Source organism: Streptomyces mayteni (assembly GCF_054783955.1).
The window spans coordinates 1-22,543 of sequence record NZ_BAAGPR010000102.1; the positions used below are offsets into that span (position 1 = coordinate 1).

Here is a 22,543-nt window from a genome sequence, read left to right on the forward strand (position 1 = left end):
GCACCGGCGCCGCGGCGGGCGGCGCGGCCGGCGGCCCGGTGGGCGGCTGTTGCTGCGGCGGCACGGCCTGACCACCGCCGGCCGGTGCCGCCGGCTGGCTGGCGCCGCCGCCGGAATACCAGGCCGGCGGCGTGTAGTCGATGGTGAACTGCCCCGTGGTCTCGGACTCCTCCTCAAGGAGCTCGTCATCGGGGCGTTCGTCGGCGGAGCTCTCCTCCGCGGTGCGAACCCTGTCCCGGTCGCTGTTCACGACGCCTCCCGCTGCTGGTCATGCCTCTGATCCGCATCACTGTGGTCCGCTACGCGGATGACGGACCGGATCTCCCGAGCGGTTCCCCCGGCACGGGCTCAGGCCATTCTGTACGGCACGCCTGACGTGCCCACCATCACCCTAGTCGCCACCTCCGGAACTCCCCCACCCCTCCCCAGGAGGTACGGGTTCCGTCACAAGGCGAACGTCGTGCAACTCGACACCAGTTGGGGGAAATCGGGGGAATCGCCCCGCTCTGTCATCTCTGGCATCACTGTCATTTCCCCCGACTCCACCGCCCCCGCGCCCTCAGCTCGTCGGGTCGAGCCGGCTCGGGTTGCCGAGCAGCCCCGTCTCGCCGTCCGTCGGCACCATCCGCACCAGCCGCCGCGACGCCCTGGTGCACCAGAGGACCGCGTCCTCGGCGAAGGTGGACAGCGCCTGCGCCTGTATCTCCGGCAGCGCCATGATCCGCCCGATCCGCTCGGCCTCCTCGGGAGACACCCGCTGGATCCCCACCAACGCCGCACGCTCGAGCAACCTGGGCGCCGCCGGGCTGAGATAGGGGAGCAGCGTCAGCACCGGCTGCCAGGGAGCCGAGGCCACCCGGCCGCGCGGCGGCCGCGTGCCGCAGTCCCGCACCACCAGCACCGGGCTGCCGAGCGTCGCGCCCAACGGCGGCACCCGGCCCACCTCGTGCAGCGTCATGCACTCCACGCCGCCGTTCGCCGCCTGCGCCAGCCGCGCCCAGACCGGCGCCCGCGCCGTCTCCACCGCGACCCGCGCCCCGGTGGCCACCGCGCGCAGCGCCAACACCTGCGCCGACCAGACCCCGCCGATCAACACCATGTCGTACGGCACGGGATGGTGGATCCCCAGCACCGCGGGGCGGGAGCGGGCGTCGACGCCGACGATGATGCCGTCGTCCCCCACCGGCAGCGCGAGCGCCGCCAACTCGTCCGCGGACAGCACCCGCGTTCCCCTGGCCATCAGCGGACCCCGCCCAGCGGCAACGTGGCCCGCACCCCGGGCAGCTGCTGCCGGTCCATCCGGGCCAGCGCCAGCCGCGAACCGCGCGCCGCGGCCAGCAACTGGTGGCTGACCGCCCGCAGTTCGGCCTCGCTGCGCCCGGTGACCCGGACGTGCCCGCCGAGGGCCACGGAACGCGGGCCCTGTCGGCGCAGGGTGAGCGAGAACGTGGTGGCGAAGGCCGGCAGCGAGGTCAACAGCGCGACCAGGGCCGGCAGCGGCGTGGCCCCAGGCCCGAGCGCCGGCCAGCGCACCACCCGGAACGTGGTGTGCCAGCGGTCGTCACAGCGCCACACGCGCGCCCCCTCCGCGGTGCGCCGCGGGCGCGGCCCCTCCGCCTGGCCGATCAGCGTCGTGGCCGCCGGGTCGGAGCTGGTGCAGGCCGCCACCGCGGCCAGCAGCTCGCCCTCCGTCAACACCGTGGCCCGGAAGCCGGCGCCGGCCAACCGACTCGCCAACTGGTCGGCCACCCGGGCCAGCGCGCGCTGCGCCCCCAGCAGGCCGCCGCCCCGCTCGGCCACCGCGGCCGGGCACAGCTCGGGATCGAGCCGCAACGCCACCCAGGTCAGCCGCAACGCGGGCGCCCCGCCGGGCCCCTGCGGCTGCAACAGGGCGTAACTCGCCCCGGCCACCGACCGGTCGGGCAGCTGCGGCGCGGGGGCCGGCTGGGTGTGCTGCACCGACTGCACCGACTCCAGACATATCCCGTCCGTCTCCAGCGCCTCGTGGAGCAGGGACAACGGCAACGGCCGCACCCCGTGGCCCGGTTGCAGCGGCGCGAGCGAGGCCTCCACCCGCAGCACCGCGGTGAGCGAACCGCCGTCGGCGACCATCCCGATCTCGCGCCGATCCCGCCCGGCGAACGGGTGACTGACCAGCCCCGGCACGCACTCGGCGGCCAGCGACCCCAGAGGATCGCCACCCGCCGGCAGCGGCCCGGCCGCCTGCCGACCGCGCCGCCGCAGCGCCAGCGCCGCCCCCACCCGGACCGGCAGCGGTTCGCCGAGCCGCCAGGCCGCCACCACCAGCACCAGAAGCGCCACGGGCGGCACGGCGAGCGCCCAGAGCACCGGGCGCCAGGGGCCGCTCACGGCGAGACCGCCCCACACCAGGGCGCCGGCCGCCTGGAGACACACCAACGGCCAGAGCGCCAGCAGCCCGCCCGAGCCGGCCGGCGGCCGAGGCACCACCGCCTCGGCCGGCCCGGCGCCCGCGTCGGGTCGTGCCGCCGTCGCAGCCGTCGCAGCCGTCGCAGCCGTCGCCATGCTCCCCGCCCCCTCCTCACCGTGATCGGATCGTCACCCGGCATAGTAGATCCCCGGTCTGACAACGGATCGCACGGGTGCGGTTCACGGTACGGGGGAGGAGCGCTCAACCATGGCGTCGCGGAAGGACGAGCTCAACGCCTACACGTTCGCCAAACGCCGCACGGTGGCGGCGTTCCTCCAACCCAGCCCCACCAGCACCGAGGAGGGCGCCCCGCGCCCGCTGCGCTCGGTGGTGCCCGGCATGGTGGTGGGCGCGCTGGTGCTGGTCGGGTTCGGCGCCTGGGGCCTCTTCAGGCCCGCCGTCCCCCAGGGGTGGGACGAGCCGGGACGCAACGTCATCATCGGCAGCGACTCCACGACCCGTTACGTGGTCCTGGAGACCCCGGGCGGCGGCCCACAGCTCCACCCGGTGCTCAACCTCTCCTCCGCCCGCCTCCTCCTCGGCGACCCGGGCGACGTCGACATCGTCAGCGTGGACGAGGCCGAGCTCGACAGCGGCGACATCCCCCGCGGCCCCACCCTCGGCATCCCCTACGCCCCCGACCGGCTGCCGTCCGCCGAGGAGTCGGGCGAGGCCAAGCGGTGGGCGGTCTGCCAACAGCCGGGCAGCGGGGGCGAGTACCAGCAGGCCACCTTCGTCCTCGCCGACCGCGACGCAGGCCGGGTCGACGGCCGCGGCCGGCTCACCGACGGCGAGGTGCTGTACGTCCAGTCCACCGAGGACGACGCCGGCTACCTCGTCGACGGCACCGGCACCAAGTACCTGATCGACGAGGCAGAGCCGGACAACCTCGACGTGCTGCTCCGCCTCCTCACCGACGAGCGGCCCCCGCAGCGCGTCGGCCAGGAGTGGCTCGACACCTTCGCCGACGGCTCCCCGATCGCCTTCCCCGAACTCTCCGCCCCCGTCGGCTCCGAGGCCGCCGTGCCCGGCCTGCGGGACGACGTCAACCGGGTGGGCATGGTGCTGACCGCCCCCACCGGCGGCGGCCCCCAGGACTACCTGGTGCTGCCGCAACAGGTCGTCCCCGTCTCCGAGTTCACCGCCCACCTGATGCTCAACAGCCCGCACACCGAGCTCCTCGGCCAGCGCGGCACCGCCTTCGAGGTCGGCGCCCAGGACCTCGAACCGGCCCCGCCCGAGGCCGGCATCGACCACGAACTCACCTGGCCGGAGAGCCGGATCAGCCAGGTCAACGACCCCGAGCGGACCACCCTCTGCTCCGTGCTGCGCTCCGTCGACCCCGAGGACGGCTCGACCGAGGTCGCCACCTGGGCCGGCACCGCCTACCCCGCCACCATCGCCTCGGGCGCCTCCACCGCCTACGTCACCCCGGGATCCGGCCTCCTCTACCGCCAGGTACAGGGCGAACAGGCGGAGGCCGGCCGCGTCTTCCTGGTCACCGACACCGGCCTGCGCTACGCCGTCCAGGCCACCGCGACCGACACCGAGGCGGCGGACGACCAGGCCCAGGTCAAGCTCGGCTACGGCCAGGTCACCCCGGTGCCGGTGCCGGCCCACTGGTCGCAGTTCCTGCCGATCGGACCTCCCCTCGACATCGACGACGCGAGGCGGCCGCAGGGATCATGACCAGGCACAGAACGGCCCGCGCCACCGCCGCGCTCGCCCTGCTGACCGGCGCCGCCCTCACCGGCGGCACCCCCACCGCCAGGGCCACCGGCGCCCAGTGCCAGTTCCCGGCCGAACCGATCGAGGAACGCCCCTGGGCGCTCCAGCGCGTCCGGCTCGACCAGCTCTGGGAGATCAGCACCGGCGCGGGTGTCGGCGTCGCCGTCATCGACAGCGGCGTCGACACCCGGAACCCCCAACTGACCGAAGCCGTCGCCGCCGACCGCGGCACCGACCTCACCGACGACGAGGGCGACCAGACCACCGACCGGGTCGGCCACGGCACCAAGGTCGCCGGCATCATCGCCGCCCGGGAGCGCGGCGACACCGGCTTCGTCGGCCTCGCTCCCGACGCCACCATCATCCCGATCCGGGCCAGCGACGCCGAGGGCGAAGGCGACGTGGCGACCCTCGCCGCGGCCATCAGGTACGCGGTCCAGGCGGACGCCGACGTCATCAACATCTCCCAGGACACCGACCGCCGGCTGGCCGAGGACTCCGACCTCCGCCTGGCCGTCGACGAGGCGCTCGCCGCCGACGTCGTCGTCATCGCCTCGGCCGGCAACGAGGGCGCCGACGGCGAGCTCGGGGAGACGTTCCCCGCCGCCTACCAGGGTGTGCTGGCCGTCGCCGCCTCCGACCGCAACAACGAGCGCGCCCCGTTCTCCCAGTCAGGCGACTTCGTCGGCATCGCCGCGCCCGGCGTCGACATGGTCTCCACGGTCCCCCTGGGCGGGCAGTGCGTGGACAACGGCACCAGCTTCGCCGCCCCCTACGTCGCCGGCGTGGCCGCCCTGCTGCGCGCCGCGGAGCCGGGCTGGACCGCCCAGAACGTCGTCGCCCACCTCCAGCAGACCGCCGAACGCGCCATCCCCGGGCCCGACCCCCAGCTCGGCTGGGGCGTCGTGGACCCGGTGCGCGCCCTCACCGAGCGGCCGGCCGCCCCGCCGACCGAACCCGTCCCCGACGAGGCACCGCCGGCCGCGCCGGCCCCCGAGGTCCCCGACCTCGTCCTCGGCGAGACCCACGCCGAACGGGCCGAACGGCTCGGCACCTACGCCGTGCTGACCGCCACCGTCCTCACCGCCGTCATCGCCGGCGTCGCCCTGGTACGGCGCGACCTGCGCCGCCGCCGAGCCTGACACCGGGCCTGACGCCGCCGGCGCGGGTGAGGGCGGCACGGGCGAAAACGGCGCGCGCCGACCGGCCGGCTGTGGCACCCTCGCCCCCATGCCGCAGCCAACCTGGACCCTCGACGAACTGGCCCACGCCGGCCCGGAACACCTCGACCCCGGCTTCGTCGCGGGCTTCGACCGGAAGCAGGGCTTCCCTGACCCCGCCCCCGACATCGAGGCCCTCCGCGCCCACGGCGTCGGCCCCGACGCCACCGTCGTCGACCTCGGCGCCGGCACCGGACGCTTCGCCCTCGCCGCGGCCCGCTCCTTCCGCCGGGTGGTGGCGGCCGACGTCTCCCCGGCCATGCTGGCCACCATCCGCGCCCGGGCCGCCGAGGCCGGCCTCACCTCGCTGGAGTGCGCCCACGCCGGCTTCCTCAGCTACCACCACGAGGGCCCACCGGCGGACGCCGTCCACACCCGGCACGCGCTGCACCAGCTGCCGGACTTCTGGAAGACCCTGGCCCTCGACCGCCTCGCCGCGCTGCTGCGCCCCGGCGGGGTGCTGAGAATCCGCGACCTGATCTACGACTTCGAACCGCACGAGGCCGAAGCCGTCTTCACCGCCTGGCTCGCCGGCGCCGCCAACCGCGACCCCGCCGCCGGCTACACGGCAGACGACTACGCGGAACACATCCGCACCGAGCACAGCACCTACCGCTGGCTCTTCGAACCCATGCTCAGCCGCGCCGGCTTCGACATCGTGGACACGGCCTTCGAGGGCCGGCTCTTCGGCACCTACACCTGCGTCAGGCGCTGAGCGCTAGGCGGTGGGCGCCGGGCCCGGCTCGTCGATGTCGAACTCCCCGTCCCGCGCGCCGAGGACGAACGCCTCCCACTCGGCCTCGGTGAACCGCAGCACCGTGTCCGGGTCCTTGGAGTTCCGCATCCCCACGCCGCCACCCGGCAGGTACGCGATCTCCACCTTCTCGTCCTGCGGGCCGTCGGGCGCGCTCAGCCACTCCACTCCGGAGATGTCGCGGGAGTACAACTCGTCACGCTCACGCTCCTTGCGCGCGGCGATCTCTTCCGGCGTCTCGGTCGCGGCCATCAGTACAGCTCCTCGTCGTTCACGGCCGCGACAAACGCCCGCCAAGCGGAAGCGGACACGGCCGCACAGGTCATCTCCGTTCGCTTCGAATCCCGCACCGCGACGGCTGCCCCGTCGGCCGCGACCTCGACGCACTCGCCGCCGGTGTCACCGCTGTAGCTGGATTTACGCCACCTGAGGGCCTTCTCCATAGCGCTCCTTCATCACCCGGGCGATCAGCTCCGCCGACTCCTCGATGGAGAGGGCGGCCGCCTGCAGGTGATCGTACCGCAGCGCACGGTCACGGACCTTGGCTCCGTCGACGGTCGCGACGCCCCCGTCGTAGCCCTCCTCATAGGCCAGGTCCGGCGTGTCCGCAAACCGCAAAACCGTGAACGAGCCCAGCAGCCCCGCGTGCACCCCCGCACTGAACGGCAGGATCTGCACGTTCACCAGATCGTTCGTCCGGAAGCTCAGCAGACGCGCCAGCTGCTCCCGCATCACCTCCTTCCCGCCGATCTCCTGGTACAGCACCGCCTCGCTCAACACGGCCCAGAACACCGGCGGCTGGTCGCGCTCGAGGATCTTCTGCCGCTCCAGCCGAGCCACCACCCGCGCGTCCAACTCGCTGCTGTGCATCGCCCCCAGCACGGCCCGCGCGTATCCCTCGGTCTGGAGCAGCCCATGCACCAGCTGCGGGTTGAAGGTGTAGATCTCCGTGGCCTTCTGCTCCAGATTCGCCTGCTTCTGGAACCACCTGGGCAGCGCGCTGCGGCTGATCAACGGCCACAGGCGCAGCAGCGCGCCCTCCGCGTTCAGCGCGGCGTCGAGCCGCTCCAGATGCTCCAGCTTCGGCATCAACACGGCGTTCTCGAACTGCCCGATCTGCGAACCGGTGAGAAACACCGCCCTGCCCACCTGATCCAGCGTGCGCTCGGCGGCCATCCGCAACCGCCGCAGCTCGGAACCGAAGTAGGCCAGCGGAGACGCCCCCGGGTCCAGCTCCTTGATGTTCACCATCGGCCACTCCCTGCTCGACCGCAACGCAAACCGACTGCGCTTTGCATTCCCCCCATAGCCCAAAGTAGCCACGCGAACGCAGTCTTGTGGGGTGAACGGAACAACGTGCGCCCCCGACGAGAACCCGCCCCCGCCCCACCGCTACGGCTTCGAGATGACCTGCGGCGAGCACTCACCCGCCCACGTCCGCCGCATCGTCCGTAGCTACCTCCGCCTCTGGGGGCTGCCCCATCTGACGGACGCCGCCGAACTCGCGGCCACCGAGCTGCTCGCCAACGTCATCCGGCATGTCCCCGACCGCTGGTGCCGTTTCACCCTGCTCCGCCACGACGAGGGCATCCGCATCGAGGTCACCGACCGCCACCCCGTGTTGCCGGTGGTGCAACCGCACGACGTCTGGCGGGAGTCAGGCCGCGGCTTGGCCCTGATCGCCGGGCTCATGGACACCGTGGGCGTCACGCCGCACGCCGGACAGGGCGGGAAGACGGTGTGGGGCGAACTGAAGGCGTAGCCGGTTCAGAACGTACGCAGCCACCAGTCCGTCCCCAGGAGCAGCACGAAACCGGCCACCAGCACGGCCATCCCGAGCCGGGTCCGGCCTCGGCGGCTCATCTCGATGACCGACCCGGAGACGACGAACGCGGCGCCGTACAGCCCCAGGGACCGCAGGGACGACCCGTCGCCGAGCTGGACGACGAGCATGACCGCCATCGCCGCCATCGCCCCCGCGGCGATCCCCATGCGCAGCCGGCGGGCCTGGCGCGGGGTGAGCCCCTGTTGTGTCGAAGTCACGACAGAAGCATAGGCGTTCGGCTGTATGCGCCGGGGCTACTCAGCGGCATCTGAGTACAGGCGCGGATGTGACCGGACCGTGCGGTAACTACCATCCTTATAACGCTTGTTCGCATTCGTGTTGCCTGGGGACAACGCGTTCGGTCTAGGATGGGTGGCCCTCGGTGACCGAGGGGGCACGACCTGTGGATGAGGGGGGCGGGGTGCCGGACGATTCGCGTGCGGTGACGGGGCAGGCCGATCTCTACGTCGGGGACGAAGCCCTGAGCGGCTTCGCCGGACGACTCGGCGAGATCGAGGCGTCGCTCCGGGACGGCGGCATCACCACGTCCACCGTGGCACGGCTGGGCCTTGAGCGCAGCAGCTTCGGCGAGGGGGTGGCGTCGCTGTCCGACCTGCCCGCGCGCTACGAGTCGGTGGTCGCTCGACTGGAGGACTTCGTGCGGATCCGGCAGGAGGCCATGGAGGCGCTCGGTATCGTGACGCTGCTCTCCGAGCGGGGCTACGAGGCCGTCGAGCTCGAGCAGCGGCAACGCCTGCAAACGATCATGGCGGGTTGGGAAGAGCGCTACGCGGCCGACCGGGCGGGCGAGAGCCCCGGCCGGCCGTGACATGGCTCCCTGAACCCGACACGGCTGGATGAGGCAGCGCCTCCGACGCCGCCTAGCCGAGAACGAGAAATTCCAAGAGCGACGCACAAGGAGACGACCGGATGTCCGATGAGGTTCTGAGTGGCGGCGACAACCTCCGAATGGAGGATGATCTACCCGATCTCGTGACGAAGCTGCGCACCGCACAGGGAACCGTGAACGGTCTCTACACGCAGGCCGAGGCGGCGGGCGGCTCGCTGCCCGGGGTGTGGGGCGGCCAGGCTGGCGCGGCCGCCGCCGGCCTCCAGAACAGGGCCAGCGATGCCCTCAGGGAGCTGCGGGACAGCATCGGGGTCATCGCGGAGATGCTGGAGATGAGCATCAACGGGTTCGACGAGCAGGAGATGGAGCGGGTCCGGGAGTTGAGCGGCGTCGAGTCGAACTTCGACAACATGCCCGCGACCCGGATCAACGGATTCTGAGAGGGGCTTGTTCGATGGCTATCAACCACAGTTACAGCGGTGTCAGTCAGACGGCCGAGAGCGTCAGCGCGGTGGCCGGCAACTTGCGGACGATGCTTGAAGAGCTGCAAGGCCAGGTGCGGGCGAAGGTCGAGAACTGGGACAGCGAGACCAGGAACGTCTTCGAGTTCCAGATGCGTCGCTGGGACGCCGCGATGGCGAACCTGGGGATGACTGAGGATGCAGCGGCGCGGACCTTCGTGAACTCGTCGGCGATGTACCGGGCGACTGACAGCCATGGCGCGCGGCTCCTGCGCGACGGGCTGTGACTTTCCACGCCGATCCGGTGGTCACGTCGCTTCGCGTGGCGTGACCACCGGACGTTCACCCCGGCTGTCGAAGAGGTGTTGTCATGGCAACCTGGGAAGAGTTCACCCGACTTCACGAAGCGGCGCTCGCTGAGCAGGGGATCGGTCCACGCCGCGACGTCTCCACCGTCGCTTCGTCCGCGCAGGGCGACGGCACCGATGGCACGTTGGTAGTCGGGGACGGAACCCTCGAAGGCGCGGCGCGCGTGATTCGGGAATCGATCCTCGGCGATACGAGGACCGCAGGCAGGACGGCCGACGTTCGCACCTCGTACGTGGTGCAGATGTTCCGTGACTGGGAGTTGGCTCGCGGTCTGGCATCTGTCATCACACGCTGGGAGCGCAAGGCCGACATGCTGGCCGGGCGGTTGGAATCCGATGCGGAGGCACTGCACGTGATCCAACTGGGTTTCATCATCACCGACTCCCGCATCGGCCACACCATTCAGGCGGTGGAGAACGACATGTCGGAATGACGTGTCATCGGAGGAGCCAGTTGCCGACGTACGGGGACATCATCAACGCTCGATTCAGCGAGCTCGGATTCACGGCTTCGCGATGGGAGGAGATGGTTGAGCGGCTCGCCTCCCAGCGGGAAGTCTACGAGCAGCAGGTCGAGGCGTCGGCCCGAGTCGACGAATGGCAGGGGCTGAGCGCCGGTGCTGCCGTCAACCGCTTCCGGGAGACGCGTGAGACGTTCGCCGCCGCGGAGGAGGAGGCGGGAGTCGTCGCCGAGATCCTGCGGACAGCGCGCGACGAACTCACCCGCCTCAAAGGACTGCTTACGGACGCGGTGAGCCAGGCCGAAGCGGCCGGCATGACGGTGAACGCGACGACTGGACGAGCGACCTACGACCTCGACAGGTTCCCCGAGGGGTCCCGAGACCTCTCCCATCAGGACCCAGAGTTCCAGCGGCAGATCGTGGAGTCCGAAGCGGCGTGGACAGCCGAGATCCGGCGCTGGGTCGACGCGATCACCGAATACGACGTAGTCGTCCGAACCAGCCTGGAGCGAGCGACACACAACGACACCCCGTTCTTCGGCTTCAACAGCGGTGCCGAGGAGTCCATCATTCCGATGGAGGAGTCGCCGGAGCACGTGCACACGTGGTGGCAGGGACTCTCGGAGGAACAGCGGGCCGAGCTGATCGAGCGATATCCGGATGTCATCGGAAACCTGGACGGCATTCCTGCCGTGGATCGCGATCAGGCGAATCGTCTCCATCTGCCTCAGCTCATCGACGCGCTTGAAGGGCGAAATGACGCGGACTCCCAGCGCAAACTGGAGGGGCTTCAGGCCATCGAGGCTCGTCTTGGGGAGGACACCGATCCACCGATGTATCTTCTGGGGATCGGAGACGAGGGAAACGGAAGGGCAATCATCTCGTTCGGGAACCCCGACGAAGCGCAGAATGTCTCGGCTTATGTACCGGGGTTGGACACTCGATTGGACGCGAACTTCGCCGGAGGGACCGTAGACCGGGCGCTGTACACCGCTCAGGGGGCTAGGGAGAACGATCCGTCGAGTGCCGCCATCGTGTGGCTCGGCTACGATGCGCCGATCCTGGGCGAGGGCGCAGGGCTGATGCCCGATGGATTCGCGCTCCCGGAGAAGATGGATGTGATGAGTAAGGACCACGCCAGGTCAGGTGCGCCCGCCTATCAGCGGTTCCTCGACGGGATCAACGTGACCAACTCGAACGAGGATCCGCACGTTACCGCCATCGGGCACTCCTACGGATCCCTGACCCTCGCTATGGCCACTCAGGAGGAAGGTGGTGTTGCGGCGGACGACATCATCATCGTCGGTAGTCCGGGTCTCGGCGTGGACCACGCGGAGGATCTGGGCGTCGGCGCGGATCATGTCTACGTCGGGGCGGCCGACAACGATGTGGTGACGCGACTGCCTTCCCCGGAAGAGGCGGCGGGCGGCGCTGGCGGCATGGTGATGATGGGGCCGTTGGGTGCCTATCTCGGGGGAAGGCTCATGGATGTCAACGACAACGAAATCTGGTTCGGCAGGGATCCTGCCAGTGAGTCGTTTGGTGCGCAGCGATTCAGAGTCGACGACGGGATGACGTTGCTCGAAGGTGGCGTGGATGCGCATTCCAATTATTTCAACCCCGGTGTAGACCCAGAATCCGCAGAGAATATCGCGTTCATCGTCGCTGGACTTGGAGACCAGGTGAGTCGACAGGAGTACAGGTGAAGAAGTCACTGCATGTCGTGGTCCTGGCGGCCATCCTGGCAAGCGGGTGCGGGTCGAGTAGTGGGCCATCCATTCCGTCTAGTGAGGAAGGTGAGTTCGAGGAGATGGATATGCAAGATGCGGCCGAGTATGCCGATAGGGTGCTCGATGAGACGCTGGCTGCCATCACGCCGTCCCTTGAGTGGACACACTCATGGAACAATGACGGGCCGTGCCCGGACGACCCGCGAGATCTTCCGTACGACACCGGATACGTCAGCCGTGACAGGGCGATCCTCACCATCGTCTCCGAGGAGAGGCGGCGGGAACTATTGGAATCCGTCCGGCAGTACTGGGAGGGCCAAGGTTTCGTCGTCACCGGGGAAAACACGAGCGAGGTGGTTCCCGCCATCTACGCCTCCGCCCCCGGAGATTTCCGTATGTCAGTGGGGGTCAAGGGGGAGGGGCAGGTGTACCTCGGGCTTACGACACCCTGCTTTGAGATGAGCGACGTGGCGCCACCTGCCAGTGGTCCGGAGTACACCAACAGGCAGGCGCCGCGTCCCAACGTTCACTCGGACTACTGGTCGCAGTGACCCAGCCCATGCCTCTCACACCTCGGGCAGCCACCCCACCTGAACCAACTGGTTGCCACGCTTGCGGGTGGCGAGGATCCCGCGGCCCGGTGGCAGGGAGCGGCCGCGGACGCCGGGGAGGATGTCGCCCTCCGCGCGGTCGCTGGACAGCACCAGCCCCTGTGCGCCCAGCTCTTTGACGCGTTGCATGAACGGTTCGAACATCGCCCGCGAGACTCCGGCCGAGTTGCGGGCGATGATGAACCGGACGCCGACGTCCCGCGCGTAGGGCAGCTGGTCGACCAGTTGGGCGAGAGGGTTCGTCGAGCCAGAGGCTACTAGTTCGTAGTCGTCGATGATGACGAAGGCGAGTGGGCCTTGCCACCAGCGCCCGGCACGTAGTTGATGCGGGGTGATGTCGGGGGAGGGAGCCCGTTGCTGCATGAGGCCGTGCACCGCCTTCATGTCCGCAGTGAGTTTCGGGCCCACGGTGCCGTAGGTGCCGATGTGTGACTCAGGGGTCGAGCCCAGGAGCGAACGTCGGTAGTCGCCGATCAGTAGCCTGGCCTCGTCGGGTGTGTAGCGCTCGCAGAGCTGCTTCACAATGAGCCGGAGCGCTGCCGACTTCCCGGATTCGCTCTCGCCGTAGACCAGGAAGAACGGGTCTTGGTCGAAGTCGAGGAACACCGGCGTGAGGTCGTCCTCGCTCATGCCGATCGCGACGCCCTGCTCGGGGCGTTCATGGCCCTTCGGGAGGTCGGTGGCGGCCAGCCGGTCGGGCAGCATGCGGATCGGGGGCGCTGAGGGGCCCGACCACGCGTCGCTGACCGCCCGGACTAGTGCTGCCGTGCCCTCGGCGAGGTTGGCCGACGAGGCGTCGCCGTCGAGCCGAGGCAACGCCGAGATCCAATGCAGCCGTTCGGGCACCTGACCTCGCCCGGGCACGTTGGCCGGAACGGCGGCGGCCACCTTGCGGTCGAACTCCGAGTCCATGCTGTCGCCGAGCCGCAGTTCGAGTCGGTTGGCCAGCTGATCGCGGATGGGGCCGAGCAGGTCCAGATAGCGCGAGGCGGTCAGCACGACGTGTACGCCATAGCCCAGGCCGCGCGTCGCCAGATCGGTGACCACGGGGAGCAGCGTCATGTCGTAGTCCTGCTTGAACGCCGCCCAGCCGTCGATCACCAGGAAGACGTCGCCCCAAGACTCGTCCGGCAGCCGGCCCTCGTTGCGCAGCCGTCGGTAGGTGGCCATCGAGTCGACGCCGTGCCGGCGGAAGAACTCCTCGCGGCCGGCCAGTACACCCGCGACCTCCGCCACCGTCCGCCGCACCCGGTCGGGGTCGAGACGGGAGGCGACGCCGCTCACGTGCGGCAGGTCCGCCATCGAGGCGAGGCCACCGCCGCCGAAGTCGAGGCCGTAGAACTGGACCTCGCGCGGGGTGTGGGTCAGCGCGAACGAGGCGATCAGGGTGCGCAGCAGGGTGGACTTGCCGGACTGCGGGCCGCCGACGATCAGCATGTGGCCGCCGGCGCCGGAGAAGTCGCGGACGAGGACCTCGCGGCGCTGCTCGAACGGCTTGTCCACCAGGCCGAGCGGCACCGAGAGCGTGCCCGACCGGCCGGCGGCCTGGAGGCCGCGGCCCTCCGACACCCGCAGGTCCGGCAGGAGTTCGTCCAGCGTGGGCGCGGAGTCGAGAGGCGGCAGCCACACCTGGTGGGCGGCCGGGCCCTGGCCCTCGACCCGGCGGACGATCACGTCGAGGACCGAGTCGGCCATCGGGTCGTCCACCGGGGCCACCGCCGCTGGGCCGGGCTCCGGCTCGGGATCCGCGACACGTACCGGCACCGGGTCGGCGGTGAAGACGACGGGGTGGCGCTGCGCCGGCCGCGGCCCGGCGGCCGCCTGCTGGGCCGAGGGCTCGCGGTACGGGCCCGAGACGTAGGCCGCCTTGAAGCGGACCATCTCCTCGGTGCCGAACTTGAGCAGGCCGGAGCCCGGGATCTGCGGCAGATGGTAGGCGTCGGGCGTGCCGATCGCGGTCCGCGACTCGGCCGCCGAGAAGGTGCGCAGGCCGATCCGGTAGGAGAGATAGGTGTCGAGGCCCCGCAGCCGGCCCTCCTCCAGGCGCTGGGAGGCCAGCAGCAGATGCACCCCGAGCGAACGGCCGATCCGGCCGATCTGGATGAACATGTCGATGAAGTCGGGCTTGGCCGTGAGGAGTTCGGAGAACTCGTCGATCACCAGGACCAGCGAGGCCAGCGGTTCGAGCGGGGCGCCCGCCGCCCTGGCCTTCTCGTACTCGTGCAGGTTGGCGTAGTTGCCGGCCGCCCGCAGCAGCTCCTGCCGCCGCTGCAGCTCGCCGCGGATCGAGTCGCCCATCCGGTCGACCAGGGTGAGGTCGTCCGCCAGGTTGGTGATCACCGCCGACACGTGCGGCAGCCCGGCCATCCCGGTGAAGGTGGCGCCGCCCTTGAAGTCCGCCAGGACGAAGTTCAGCGTCTCCGACGTGTGGGTGACCGCCAGGCCGAGCACCAGGGTGCGCAGCAGCTCCGACTTGCCGGAGCCGGTGGCGCCCACGCACAGGCCGTGCGGGCCCATGCCCTCCAGCGCCGCCTCCTTGAGGTCCAGCATCACCGGCTGGCCCTCCTCGTCCACCCCGATCGGCACCCGCAGCCGCTCGCCCGCACCGCGCGGCCGCCAGGTGCGGGCCACGTCCACCGTGGCCGGGTCGCCGAGGCCGAGCAGCTCGGCGAAGTCCAGGTTGGCCAGCAGCGGTTCCTCCTCGTCGGAGGCGGTGCCGAGCCGCAGCGGGGCCAGCTGCCTGGCCAACGCCTCGGCCGCCGGCGGCGACAGCGCGTCGGGCACGCCCTCGTAGTAGGAGCCGTCGGGCGAGACGAGGCGCAGCTCCCCGGGTGTCGACCAGACGGTGAGGCCCGCCCTGGGCGCCGAGTCCCGGAGGCGGTCGCCCGGCCTCACCTCGACCACGGTGACGCCCTGGATCCCCTCGGCCGCCGCGAACGCCGAGTGCGGCGGCACCCGCGCGCCGTCCAGCAGCAGCACCACGTGCGGCTGGTCGAGCACCGGCTTGCCGCCGGCCGCGAACCTGCCCCGCCCCTCCAGGTCGGCGGCGAGCCGCTCCTCCACCTCCAACACTCCGCGGCCCGTCAGCCGCTGGGTGCCGGCCCCGTCGAGCGCCGGGAACTGCGCGTGCGGCAGCCACTTGACCCACTCCCAGGCGCCGGCCGCCTCGGCCGAGGTCACCACGGCGAGCCGCACGTCCTCAGGCGAGTGCAGCGCGGTCAGCGAGGCGACCAGCGAACGGGCGGTCGACCTCGCCGACTCCGCCTCTCCGGTGACCGTCAGGTGGTAGAAGCCGCGCAGCGACACGGCGACCGGCAGCCCGCCCACCGTGCCGTGGGTGTCGAGGAACCGGCGCATCGACCGGGCCGCCAACGGTTCGAGCTCGTCGACCGGCGCCGACTCGGGGGCCACCAGCGGCGTCGCCAACTGGTGCTCGCCGAGGCCGAGCCGCACCTGACCGAAGTCCGCGTCCCCCGGCCGCCGCTCCCACACCCGGCTGCCCTCGGCCACCAGCGCCCACAGCTGCTCGGGCGCCGGGTGCAGGTAGAGCTGGGTGTCGCGCTGCTCGCGCGCCGTCTCGCGCACCTCCTGCCGGGTGCGCGCCAGGTACTTGAGGTAGTCCCGGCGCAGCTGCGCCAGCTGCCCCTGGGTGCCGCGCCGGAACCGCACCACCATCGCGATCAGCATGCCGACCGTGGACACCAGCATCAGCAGGCCCATCACCCGCATCATGGGCGCCGCGCCCGGCATGAAGAAGAACACCACGGAGGAGCCCATGCCGAGCATCGGCACGATCTGCATCAGCACGCCCTCCTGCTGCCCCTTGGGCAGTTCGGGCGGCGGCAGCAGGTGGACGGCCTCGTCGGGAACCCGGTCAGGCAGCGACCTCGGCGGACGCTTGACCACGATCTGGCTCACAAATCCCCCCGCGGCGACGGTTGGTAGCCGGTTGGTGTCGTCGGGCGACCGATCCTAGTGCAGGGGGTTTCGCCCCCACCCGGCCTCCCTGCGGCACCCCACCCGGCCTCCCCGTGGCCCCCCGCCCGTCCGCCGTCCCCCGACCCAGCGGATAGGGTTGGCCGCCGCAGTCCGTGGGCCTGGCACGAGGGGGATACGTACCGTGAGCACGACGACCGCCGCCACCGGGTTCTGCCGGGTCACCGTCGCTGCGCCCGACAGCCGCACCGACATGGCGCTGCCCGAGGACCTCCCGCTCGCCGACCTCTACCCCGAGATCCTCCGCCTCACCGGCCAGACCCCCGACCCCGGCGCCCCCGTCGGCTACCACCTGGTCCGCCGCGACGGCACCGTGCTCGACGGCGCCCGCACCCTCGGCGCCCAACGCGTCCTGGACGGCGACGTCCTGACCCTCCGTCCCTTCGCCGACTCGCTGCCGCCGCCCGTCCACGACGACGTCACCGACGCCATCGCCGAGGCCGTCACCCACGACCGGCGGCTGTGGAACGAGCGGCTGCTGCGCACCGCGGGGCTCACCGCCGCCGGGGCGCTCGCCGCGCTCACCGCCCTGGTGCTCTGGTACGCCGACCCCGTCAGGCACGAGACGCACGGCCTGCCCGCCGTCCTGGCCGGGGTGCTCGCCGTGCTGTTCGCCGGCTTCGCCGCCGTCCGGGCCCGGGTCTACGACGACCTGCCCGCCGCCCTGACCGCCGGCCTCGCCGCCCTGCCGCACGCGCTGGTCGCCGGCACCGGCGCGCTGCCGCTCGACGAGGGACACGGCGTCGGCCGCCTCGAACTCCTCCTCGGCTGCCTCGCCGTCCTGGTGGTCGCGGCGGCGCTGGTCGCCACCGTGCCCGCGGGCGCCGGCTGGTTCGCGGCCGCCGCCTGCGCGGCCGCGTTCGGCGCCGCCGCCACCTTCGGCGCCATCCTCACCGAGGCCACCCCCACCGCGGCCGCCGCGCTCTGCGTCCCCTTCGCCCTCGGCGCGCTCGCCTTCCTGCCGGCGCTCTCCGCCAGCCTGGTCCGGCTCCCCATCGGCTACGTCGCGCCGCGCCCCGGCTACGAGGGCCAGGGCCAGGAGCCGGCCCAGCCGGGCGCCGTCGACGTCGAGCGCATCGCCGCCCAGGCCCGCCGCGGCCACCAGATCCTGCTCGGCCTCACCGGCGGCTGCGCCACCGTCGCCACCGTGGCCGCCGGCGTCCTCGGCTTCTCCGCGGACGGCTGGGGTCAGCTCCTCGCCCTGGCGGCCGGCGTCGCCCTGCTCACCCGCGCCCGCCTCTTCCGCTACGCCGTCCAGGTGACGGTGCTGCTGGTCGCCGGGCTCGGCTCCCTCGGGCTGCTGGTCGCCGGCTTCGCGCTGGACGCGGAGGGCGCGGGAGACCTGCGGGTCCTCTGGCTGACCGCCGCCCTCACCGCCGGCGCCGGGCTGCTCGCCGCCGTCGCGCTGATCGTGCCGCGCGCCGGGCTCACGCCGTTCTGGGGCCGGGCGCTCGACCTCACCGAGGGCGCCGTGCTGCTCTCCCTCATCCCGCTCTGCCTTGCCGTCCTCGACGTCTACGCCAGGGCCCGCGGCCTGACCGGCGACTGACCGGCGCCCCCGCGCGCCACCGGCCCGATGTGCTCGGGGAGCGAATCTGTTGTACCGTGCTCACTGGCCGTTTGCGTACGCGCCCCCAGTCCCTTTTAGAGGAGTCTTCTGGAGGAAGCGCTCAGCGGACCCCGCCTCCCGAGTTCCGGAAGCTCCCCTGCGGATAAGACCAGGGGCACTCGGTGGCAATCACACCCCAGCCAAGGAGTACGTGTGTCGTCACTCGACGCCGCCACCAAGCAGCAGATCATCACCGAGTTCGCCACCAAGGAAGGCGACACCGGCTCCCCCGAGGTTCAGGTGGCGCTGCTTTCCCGCCGCATCTCGGACCTCACCGAGCACCTGAAGACCCACAAGCACGACCACCACTCCCGCCGGGGCCTGCTGCTCCTGGTGGGTCAGCGCCGGCGTCTGCTCCAGTACCTGGCGCGCAAGGACATCCAGCGCTTCCGGGCCCTGGTCGAGCGCCTCGGCATCCGCCGCGGCGCGGCGGGTGCCCGATAAGACACCCACGAGGGAGCGGCCATCGCACGCGGCGGCCGCTCCTTCGCCGTATCCGGTGATTCCGGAGCGGTTTCCGCCCCCGACCGACGCCCTCCGGTGGCCGGCCCGCGGCCCGAGCCGCGAGGCACCCCGGGCGGTCGCCCCCACGGAGGCGGAAACCGAGCCGGGAACCGGATGCCTTTGTAGGCTGGTCCCGTGCGGCGAAGTGCCTCGCGAGGACCAGGCCGCACACGAAGGCACCCGAAGACAGCAGTACGAAGACAGCAGTACAGAGACACGGACGAGGCGGAGCGCCTTCCGAACCGTCGCCGGTCCTCGGTAGTGGCCCCCGGGCGTCGCCCCGGGAGCTTCGATCGATGGCCGGCCCGAACGGGGGTGCTCCACCGCCAACGCCTCCGCCGCCGGCGGAGGCGAGCAGAGGAGACAATCACAGGTGGAGAACGAGACCCACTACGCCGAGGCCGTCATCGACAACGGCCCCTTCGGCACCCGCACCATCCGCTTCGAGACCGGCCGCCTCGCCAGGCAGGCCGCCGGTTCCGCCGTCGCCTACCTGGACGACGACACCATGGTCCTCTCGGCGACCACGGCCTCGAAGCACCCCAAGGACCAGCTCGACTTCTTCCCGCTCACCGTCGACGTCGAAGAGCGGATGTACGCGGCCGGCAAGATCCCCGGCTCCTTCTTCCGGCGCGAGGGCCGCCCCTCCGAGGACGCGATCCTCACCTGCCGGCTCATCGACCGCCCGCTGCGCCCCTCCTTCAGGAAGGGCCTGCGCAACGAGATCCAGATCGTCGAGACGATCATGGCGCTCAACCCCGACCACCTCTACGACGTGGTCGCGATCAACGCCGCGTCCTGCTCCACCCAGCTGGCCGGGCTGCCCTTCTCGGGCCCGATCGGCGGCACCCGGGTCGCGCTGATCCGCGGCCAGTGGGTGGCCTTCCCGACCCACACCGAGCTCGAGGACGCGGTCTTCGACATGGTGGTGGCCGGCCGGGTGCTGGCCGACGGCGACGTCGCCATCATGATGGTCGAGGCCGAGGCCACCGACAAGACGATCGAGCTGGTCAAGGGCGGTGCCACCGCCCCCACCGAGGAGGTCGTCGCGGCCGGCCTCGAGGCCGCCAAGCCCTTCATCAAGGCGCTGTGCCGGGCCCAGTCCGACCTGGCGGCCAAGGCCGCCAAGCCGACCGGCGAGTTCCCGATCTTCCTGGACTACCAGGACGACGTGCTGGAGGCGCTGAGCGCCGCCGTCCGCGACGAGCTGGCCCAGGCGCTGACCATCGCCGGCAAGCAGGAGCGCGAGGCGGAGCTCGACCGGATCAAGACCGTCGCCGCCGACAAGCTGCTGCCGCAGTTCGAGGGCCGCGAGAAGGAGATCTCCGGCGCCTACCGCTCCCTCACCAAGCAGCTGGTGCGCGAGCGCGTCATCCGCGACAAGGTCCGCATCGACGGCCGCGGTGTCACCGACATCCGCACCCTGGCCGCCGAGGTCGAGGCCATCCCGCGGGTGCACGGCTCGGCGCTGTTCGAGCGCGGCGAGACCCAGATCCTGGGCGTCACCACGCTGAACATGCTGCGCATGGAGCAGCAGCTGGACACCCTCTCCCCGGTGACCCGCAAGCGCTACATGCACAACTACAACTTCCCGCCCTACTCCACCGGCGAGACCGGCCGCGTCGGCTCCCCGAAGCGCCGCGAGATCGGCCACGGCGCGCTGGCCGAGCGGGCGCTCGTCCCGGTGCTGCCGACCCGCGAGGAGTTCCCCTACGCGATCCGTCAGGTCTCCGAGGCGCTGGGCTCCAACGGCTCCACCTCGATGGGCTCGGTCTGCGCCTCCACCATGTCGCTGCTGAACGCGGGCGTCCCGCTGAAGGCGTCGGTGGCCGGCATCGCGATGGGCCTGATCTCCCAGGAGATCGAGGGCGAGACCCACTACGTCACGCTCACCGACATCCTCGGTGCCGAGGACGCGTACGGCGACATGGACTTCAAGGTCGCCGGCACCCGGCAGTTCGTGACCGCCCTCCAGCTGGACACCAAGCTGGACGGCATCCCGGCCTCCGTGCTCGCCGCCGCCCTCAAGCAGGCGCGCGACGCGCGGCTGCACATCCTGGACGTGATGAGCGAGGCCATCGACGTCCCGGACGAGATGTCCCCCAACGCGCCGCGGATCATCACGGTCAAGATCCCGGTCGACAAGATCGGCGAGGTCATCGGCCCCAAGGGCAAGATGATCAACCAGATCCAGGAGGACACCGGCGCCGACATCACGATCGAGGACGACGGCACCATCTACATCGGCGCCGCCGACGGCCCGTCCGCCGAGGCCGCCCGTACCACGATCAACGGCATCGCCAACCCGACGATGCCCGAGGTCGGCGAGCGCTACCTGGGCACCGTCGTGAAGACCACCACCTTCGGTGCCTTCGTCTCGCTGCTGCCCGGCAAGGACGGTCTGCTGCACATCTCGCAGATCCGCAAGCTGGCCGGCGGCAAGCGCGTCGAGAACGTGGACGACGTGCTCGGCGTGGGCCAGAAGGTCCAGGTCGAGATCGCCGAGATCGACCAGCGCGGCAAGCTGTCCCTCATTCCCGTCCTCGACGAGGAGGAGGGCGCCGCCGAGGCCGCCGAGAAGGACGCCGCCGAGCAGTGAGCGATTCGCACGGCATCGGGACGGCCCGCCCCACCGACCAGGTGGGGCGGGCCGTGCCCCGTCCACGACACAGCGGCGGCACCACCGTCCAGCGGACCGTGTTGCCCTCGGGGCTGCGGATCCTCACCGAGACGGTGCCCGGCGTCAGGTCCGTCTCCTTCGGGATCTGGGCCCGGGTCGGCTCCCGCGACGAGACGCCGGCGCAGGGCGGCGCCACCCACTACCTGGAACACCTCCTCTTCAAGGGCACCGGCCGGCGGACCGCCCTGGAGATCTCCTCCGTGATCGACGCGGTGGGCGGCGAGATGAACGCCTTCACCACCAAGGAGTTCACCTGCTACTACGCCCGCGTGCTGGACAACGACCTGCCGCTGGCCATCGACGTGGTCTGCGACATGCTCACCGGCTCGCTGATCCCCGCCGAGGAGGTGGACTCGGAGCGGGACGTCATCCTCGAGGAGATCGCGATGACCGAGGACGACCCCAGCGACGGCGTCCACGACCTCTTCGCGCAGACCCTCTTCGGCGACAGCCCGCTCGGCCGGCCCGTGCTCGGCACCGTGGACACGGTCAACGCGCTGACCAGGGACCGGATCGCCAGGTTCTACCGGAGGCACTACGACCCGACCCGGCTGGTGGTCACCGCCGCCGGCAACGCCGAGCACGCCGCCGTCGTCCAGCAGGTGGCGGCCGCCTTCGAGCGGGCCGGCGCGGCCGGCCCCGAGGCCGAGCCCGTGGCGCCGCGCGGCGGCCGCCGCGAGGTGCGGGCCACCGGCCGGGTGGACATCGTGGAGCGCCGCACCGAGCAGGCCCACCTGGTGCTCGGCATGCCAGGCGTCTCCCGGCACGACGAGCGCCGCTGGGCGCTGAGCGTGCTGTCCACCGCGCTGGGCGGCGGCATGAGTTCGCGGCTCTTCCAGGAGATCCGCGAGAAGCGCGGCCTCGCGTACAACGTCTACGCCCACACCTCCGGCTACGCGGACTGTGGCCTGTTCGGCGTCTACGCCGGCTGCCGCCCCGACCGCGTCGACCAGGTGCTGGCGATCTGCCGTGAGCAGCTCACCGAGGTCGCCGAGAAGGGGCTCGCCGACGACGAGGTCCAGCGGGCCATCGGTCAGCTGTCCGGATCCACCGTCCTCGGCCTTGAGGACACCGGCTCCCTGATGCACCGGCTCGGCAAGAGCGAGGTGTGCTGGGGGCAGCAGCTCTCGGTCGACGAGCTGCTCGACCGCATCGCCGCGGTCACCCCGGACGACGTGCGGCGGGTCGCCCGCGAGGTGCTTGGACAGCGTCCTTCGCTGTCCGTCATCGGCCCGCTGACCGACCGGCGCGCCGCGCGGCTGACCGAGGTCATGTCCTGAGGGCGCGGCCCGCGGGA

Annotated in this window: 22 protein-coding genes; 14 read left to right on the forward strand and 8 right to left on the reverse strand. The window is 71.5% G+C overall.

The annotated features are described in order from the left end of the window. From ACYVPE_RS31495 to eccE, 3 genes are all read right to left on the reverse strand, one after another. A partial coding sequence (locus tag ACYVPE_RS31495; protein ID WP_461037180.1) for an SCO5717 family growth-regulating ATPase occupies positions 1–250 on the reverse strand: 250 nt, incomplete at its 3' end. Positions 251–559: 309 nt separating this feature from the next. Then, positions 560–1,240 carry a hypothetical protein gene (locus ACYVPE_RS31500; RefSeq protein ID WP_461037181.1) on the reverse strand — a complete coding sequence of 227 codons (681 nt, stop codon included), beginning with the start codon at positions 1,238–1,240 and terminating at the stop codon, positions 560–562. Next, positions 1,240–2,544 (reverse strand): type VII secretion protein EccE, encoded by a 1,305-nt coding sequence (eccE, locus tag ACYVPE_RS31505; RefSeq protein ID WP_461037182.1) that lies wholly within the window; start codon positions 2,542–2,544, stop codon positions 1,240–1,242. Before eccE ends, ACYVPE_RS31500 begins: the two co-directional genes overlap by 1 nt. A gap of 112 nt (positions 2,545–2,656) precedes the next feature. Between eccE and eccB the strand changes: the two genes are divergently transcribed. From eccB to ACYVPE_RS31520, 3 genes are all read left to right on the forward strand, one after another. Further along, complete coding sequence (gene eccB / locus ACYVPE_RS31510) at positions 2,657–4,138, forward strand: type VII secretion protein EccB (protein ID WP_461037183.1); 1,482 nt, start codon at positions 2,657–2,659, stop codon at positions 4,136–4,138. After that, positions 4,135–5,319: a type VII secretion-associated serine protease mycosin gene (gene mycP / locus ACYVPE_RS31515; protein ID WP_461037184.1), complete on the forward strand. Its 1,185-nt coding sequence runs from the start codon at positions 4,135–4,137 to the stop codon at positions 5,317–5,319. The genes eccB and mycP overlap by 4 nt, the downstream gene beginning before the upstream one ends. Before the next feature lie 88 nt (positions 5,320–5,407). Beyond that, positions 5,408–6,112: a class I SAM-dependent methyltransferase gene (locus tag ACYVPE_RS31520; protein WP_461037185.1), complete on the forward strand. Its 705-nt coding sequence runs from the start codon at positions 5,408–5,410 to the stop codon at positions 6,110–6,112. A 3-nt stretch (positions 6,113–6,115) separates the two neighbouring features. Here the strand turns inward: ACYVPE_RS31520 and ACYVPE_RS31525 are convergent, their stop codons facing one another. Genes ACYVPE_RS31525 through ACYVPE_RS31535 form a run of 3 tightly spaced genes read right to left on the reverse strand, consistent with a single transcriptional unit; the run spans position 6,116 to position 7,402 of the window. Then, positions 6,116–6,403, reverse strand: coding sequence for a DUF397 domain-containing protein (locus tag ACYVPE_RS31525; protein WP_461037186.1), 288 nt, complete (start codon positions 6,401–6,403; stop codon positions 6,116–6,118). Further along, positions 6,403–6,594 carry a DUF397 domain-containing protein gene (locus ACYVPE_RS31530; protein WP_461037187.1) on the reverse strand — a complete coding sequence of 64 codons (192 nt, stop codon included), beginning with the start codon at positions 6,592–6,594 and terminating at the stop codon, positions 6,403–6,405. The genes ACYVPE_RS31525 and ACYVPE_RS31530 overlap by 1 nt, the downstream gene beginning before the upstream one ends. Further along, complete coding sequence (locus ACYVPE_RS31535; RefSeq protein WP_461037188.1) at positions 6,569–7,402, reverse strand: helix-turn-helix domain-containing protein; 834 nt, start codon at positions 7,400–7,402, stop codon at positions 6,569–6,571. The genes ACYVPE_RS31530 and ACYVPE_RS31535 overlap by 26 nt, the downstream gene beginning before the upstream one ends. Before the next feature lie 91 nt (positions 7,403–7,493). Here ACYVPE_RS31535 and ACYVPE_RS31540 point away from each other — a divergent pair, with 91 nt between their 5' ends. Continuing rightward, positions 7,494–7,913, forward strand: a complete 420-nt coding sequence (locus ACYVPE_RS31540; RefSeq protein WP_461037189.1) for an ATP-binding protein — start codon at positions 7,494–7,496, stop codon at positions 7,911–7,913. A 5-nt stretch (positions 7,914–7,918) separates the two neighbouring features. Here ACYVPE_RS31540 and ACYVPE_RS31545 read toward each other — a convergent pair whose 3' ends face one another. Continuing rightward, positions 7,919–8,194 carry a hypothetical protein gene (locus ACYVPE_RS31545; protein WP_461037190.1) on the reverse strand — a complete coding sequence of 92 codons (276 nt, stop codon included), beginning with the start codon at positions 8,192–8,194 and terminating at the stop codon, positions 7,919–7,921. Between the two features lie 203 nt (positions 8,195–8,397). Here ACYVPE_RS31545 and ACYVPE_RS31550 point away from each other — a divergent pair, with 203 nt between their 5' ends. From ACYVPE_RS31550 to ACYVPE_RS31575, 6 genes are all read left to right on the forward strand, one after another. Beyond that, complete coding sequence (locus ACYVPE_RS31550; RefSeq protein WP_461037191.1) at positions 8,398–8,805, forward strand: hypothetical protein; 408 nt, start codon at positions 8,398–8,400, stop codon at positions 8,803–8,805. Between the two features lie 101 nt (positions 8,806–8,906). Then, positions 8,907–9,266: a hypothetical protein gene (locus tag ACYVPE_RS31555; RefSeq protein ID WP_461037192.1), complete on the forward strand. Its 360-nt coding sequence runs from the start codon at positions 8,907–8,909 to the stop codon at positions 9,264–9,266. 14 nt (positions 9,267–9,280) lie between these two features. Beyond that, positions 9,281–9,574, forward strand: a complete 294-nt coding sequence (locus ACYVPE_RS31560) for a WXG100 family type VII secretion target (protein WP_461037193.1) — start codon at positions 9,281–9,283, stop codon at positions 9,572–9,574. A gap of 83 nt (positions 9,575–9,657) precedes the next feature. Then, positions 9,658–10,089: a hypothetical protein gene (locus ACYVPE_RS31565; protein ID WP_461037194.1), complete on the forward strand. Its 432-nt coding sequence runs from the start codon at positions 9,658–9,660 to the stop codon at positions 10,087–10,089. A 20-nt stretch (positions 10,090–10,109) separates the two neighbouring features. After that, on the forward strand, positions 10,110–11,822 hold the full coding sequence (locus tag ACYVPE_RS31570; protein ID WP_461037195.1) for an alpha/beta hydrolase: 1,713 nt from the start codon (positions 10,110–10,112) through the stop codon (positions 11,820–11,822). Then, positions 11,819–12,397, forward strand: a complete 579-nt coding sequence (locus ACYVPE_RS31575) for a hypothetical protein (RefSeq protein WP_461037196.1) — start codon at positions 11,819–11,821, stop codon at positions 12,395–12,397. Before ACYVPE_RS31570 ends, ACYVPE_RS31575 begins: the two co-directional genes overlap by 4 nt. A gap of 15 nt (positions 12,398–12,412) precedes the next feature. Here the strand turns inward: ACYVPE_RS31575 and eccCa are convergent, their stop codons facing one another. Beyond that, positions 12,413–16,375 (reverse strand): type VII secretion protein EccCa, encoded by a 3,963-nt coding sequence (eccCa, locus tag ACYVPE_RS31580; RefSeq protein WP_461037197.1) that lies wholly within the window; start codon positions 16,373–16,375, stop codon positions 12,413–12,415. Positions 16,376–16,577: 202 nt separating this feature from the next. Between eccCa and eccD the strand changes: the two genes are divergently transcribed. The 4 genes from eccD (at position 16,578) to ACYVPE_RS31600 (ending at position 22,526) form a co-directional block, all read left to right on the forward strand. After that, entirely contained in the window at positions 16,578–18,002 is a 1,425-nt protein-coding gene (gene eccD, locus ACYVPE_RS31585) for a type VII secretion integral membrane protein EccD (RefSeq protein WP_461037198.1), read from the forward strand. A gap of 213 nt (positions 18,003–18,215) precedes the next feature. Next, positions 18,216–18,506, forward strand: a complete 291-nt coding sequence (rpsO, locus tag ACYVPE_RS31590; RefSeq protein WP_132818661.1) for a 30S ribosomal protein S15 — start codon at positions 18,216–18,218, stop codon at positions 18,504–18,506. A gap of 433 nt (positions 18,507–18,939) precedes the next feature. Beyond that, positions 18,940–21,165 (forward strand): polyribonucleotide nucleotidyltransferase, encoded by a 2,226-nt coding sequence (locus ACYVPE_RS31595; protein WP_461037199.1) that lies wholly within the window; start codon positions 18,940–18,942, stop codon positions 21,163–21,165. Further along, the gene (locus ACYVPE_RS31600; protein WP_461037200.1) at positions 21,162–22,526 is read left to right on the forward strand and encodes a M16 family metallopeptidase; all 1,365 of its coding nucleotides are present in this window, start codon (positions 21,162–21,164) and stop codon (positions 22,524–22,526) included. The genes ACYVPE_RS31595 and ACYVPE_RS31600 overlap by 4 nt, the downstream gene beginning before the upstream one ends. The last annotated feature ends 17 nt before the right edge of the window (positions 22,527–22,543 follow it).

Bases quoted from the DNA above. Each gene is read 5' to 3' on its own strand.
- ACYVPE_RS31500 (WP_461037181.1), bottom strand. From the start codon at position 1,240: ATGGCCAGGGGAACGCGGGTGCTGTCCGCGGACGAGTTGGCGGCGCTC.
- eccE (WP_461037182.1), bottom strand. From the start codon at position 2,544: ATGGCGACGGCTGCGACGGCTGCGACGGCTGCGACGGCGGCACGACCC.
- eccB (WP_461037183.1), top strand. From the start codon at position 2,657: ATGGCGTCGCGGAAGGACGAGCTCAACGCCTACACGTTCGCCAAACGC.
- mycP (WP_461037184.1), top strand. From the start codon at position 4,135: ATGACCAGGCACAGAACGGCCCGCGCCACCGCCGCGCTCGCCCTGCTG.
- ACYVPE_RS31520 (WP_461037185.1), top strand. From the start codon at position 5,408: ATGCCGCAGCCAACCTGGACCCTCGACGAACTGGCCCACGCCGGCCCG.
- ACYVPE_RS31525 (WP_461037186.1), bottom strand. From the start codon at position 6,403: ATGGCCGCGACCGAGACGCCGGAAGAGATCGCCGCGCGCAAGGAGCGT.
- ACYVPE_RS31530 (WP_461037187.1), bottom strand. From the start codon at position 6,594: ATGGAGAAGGCCCTCAGGTGGCGTAAATCCAGCTACAGCGGTGACACC.
- ACYVPE_RS31535 (WP_461037188.1), bottom strand. From the start codon at position 7,402: ATGGTGAACATCAAGGAGCTGGACCCGGGGGCGTCTCCGCTGGCCTAC.
- ACYVPE_RS31555 (WP_461037192.1), top strand. From the start codon at position 8,907: ATGTCCGATGAGGTTCTGAGTGGCGGCGACAACCTCCGAATGGAGGAT.
- ACYVPE_RS31560 (WP_461037193.1), top strand. From the start codon at position 9,281: ATGGCTATCAACCACAGTTACAGCGGTGTCAGTCAGACGGCCGAGAGC.
- ACYVPE_RS31565 (WP_461037194.1), top strand. From the start codon at position 9,658: ATGGCAACCTGGGAAGAGTTCACCCGACTTCACGAAGCGGCGCTCGCT.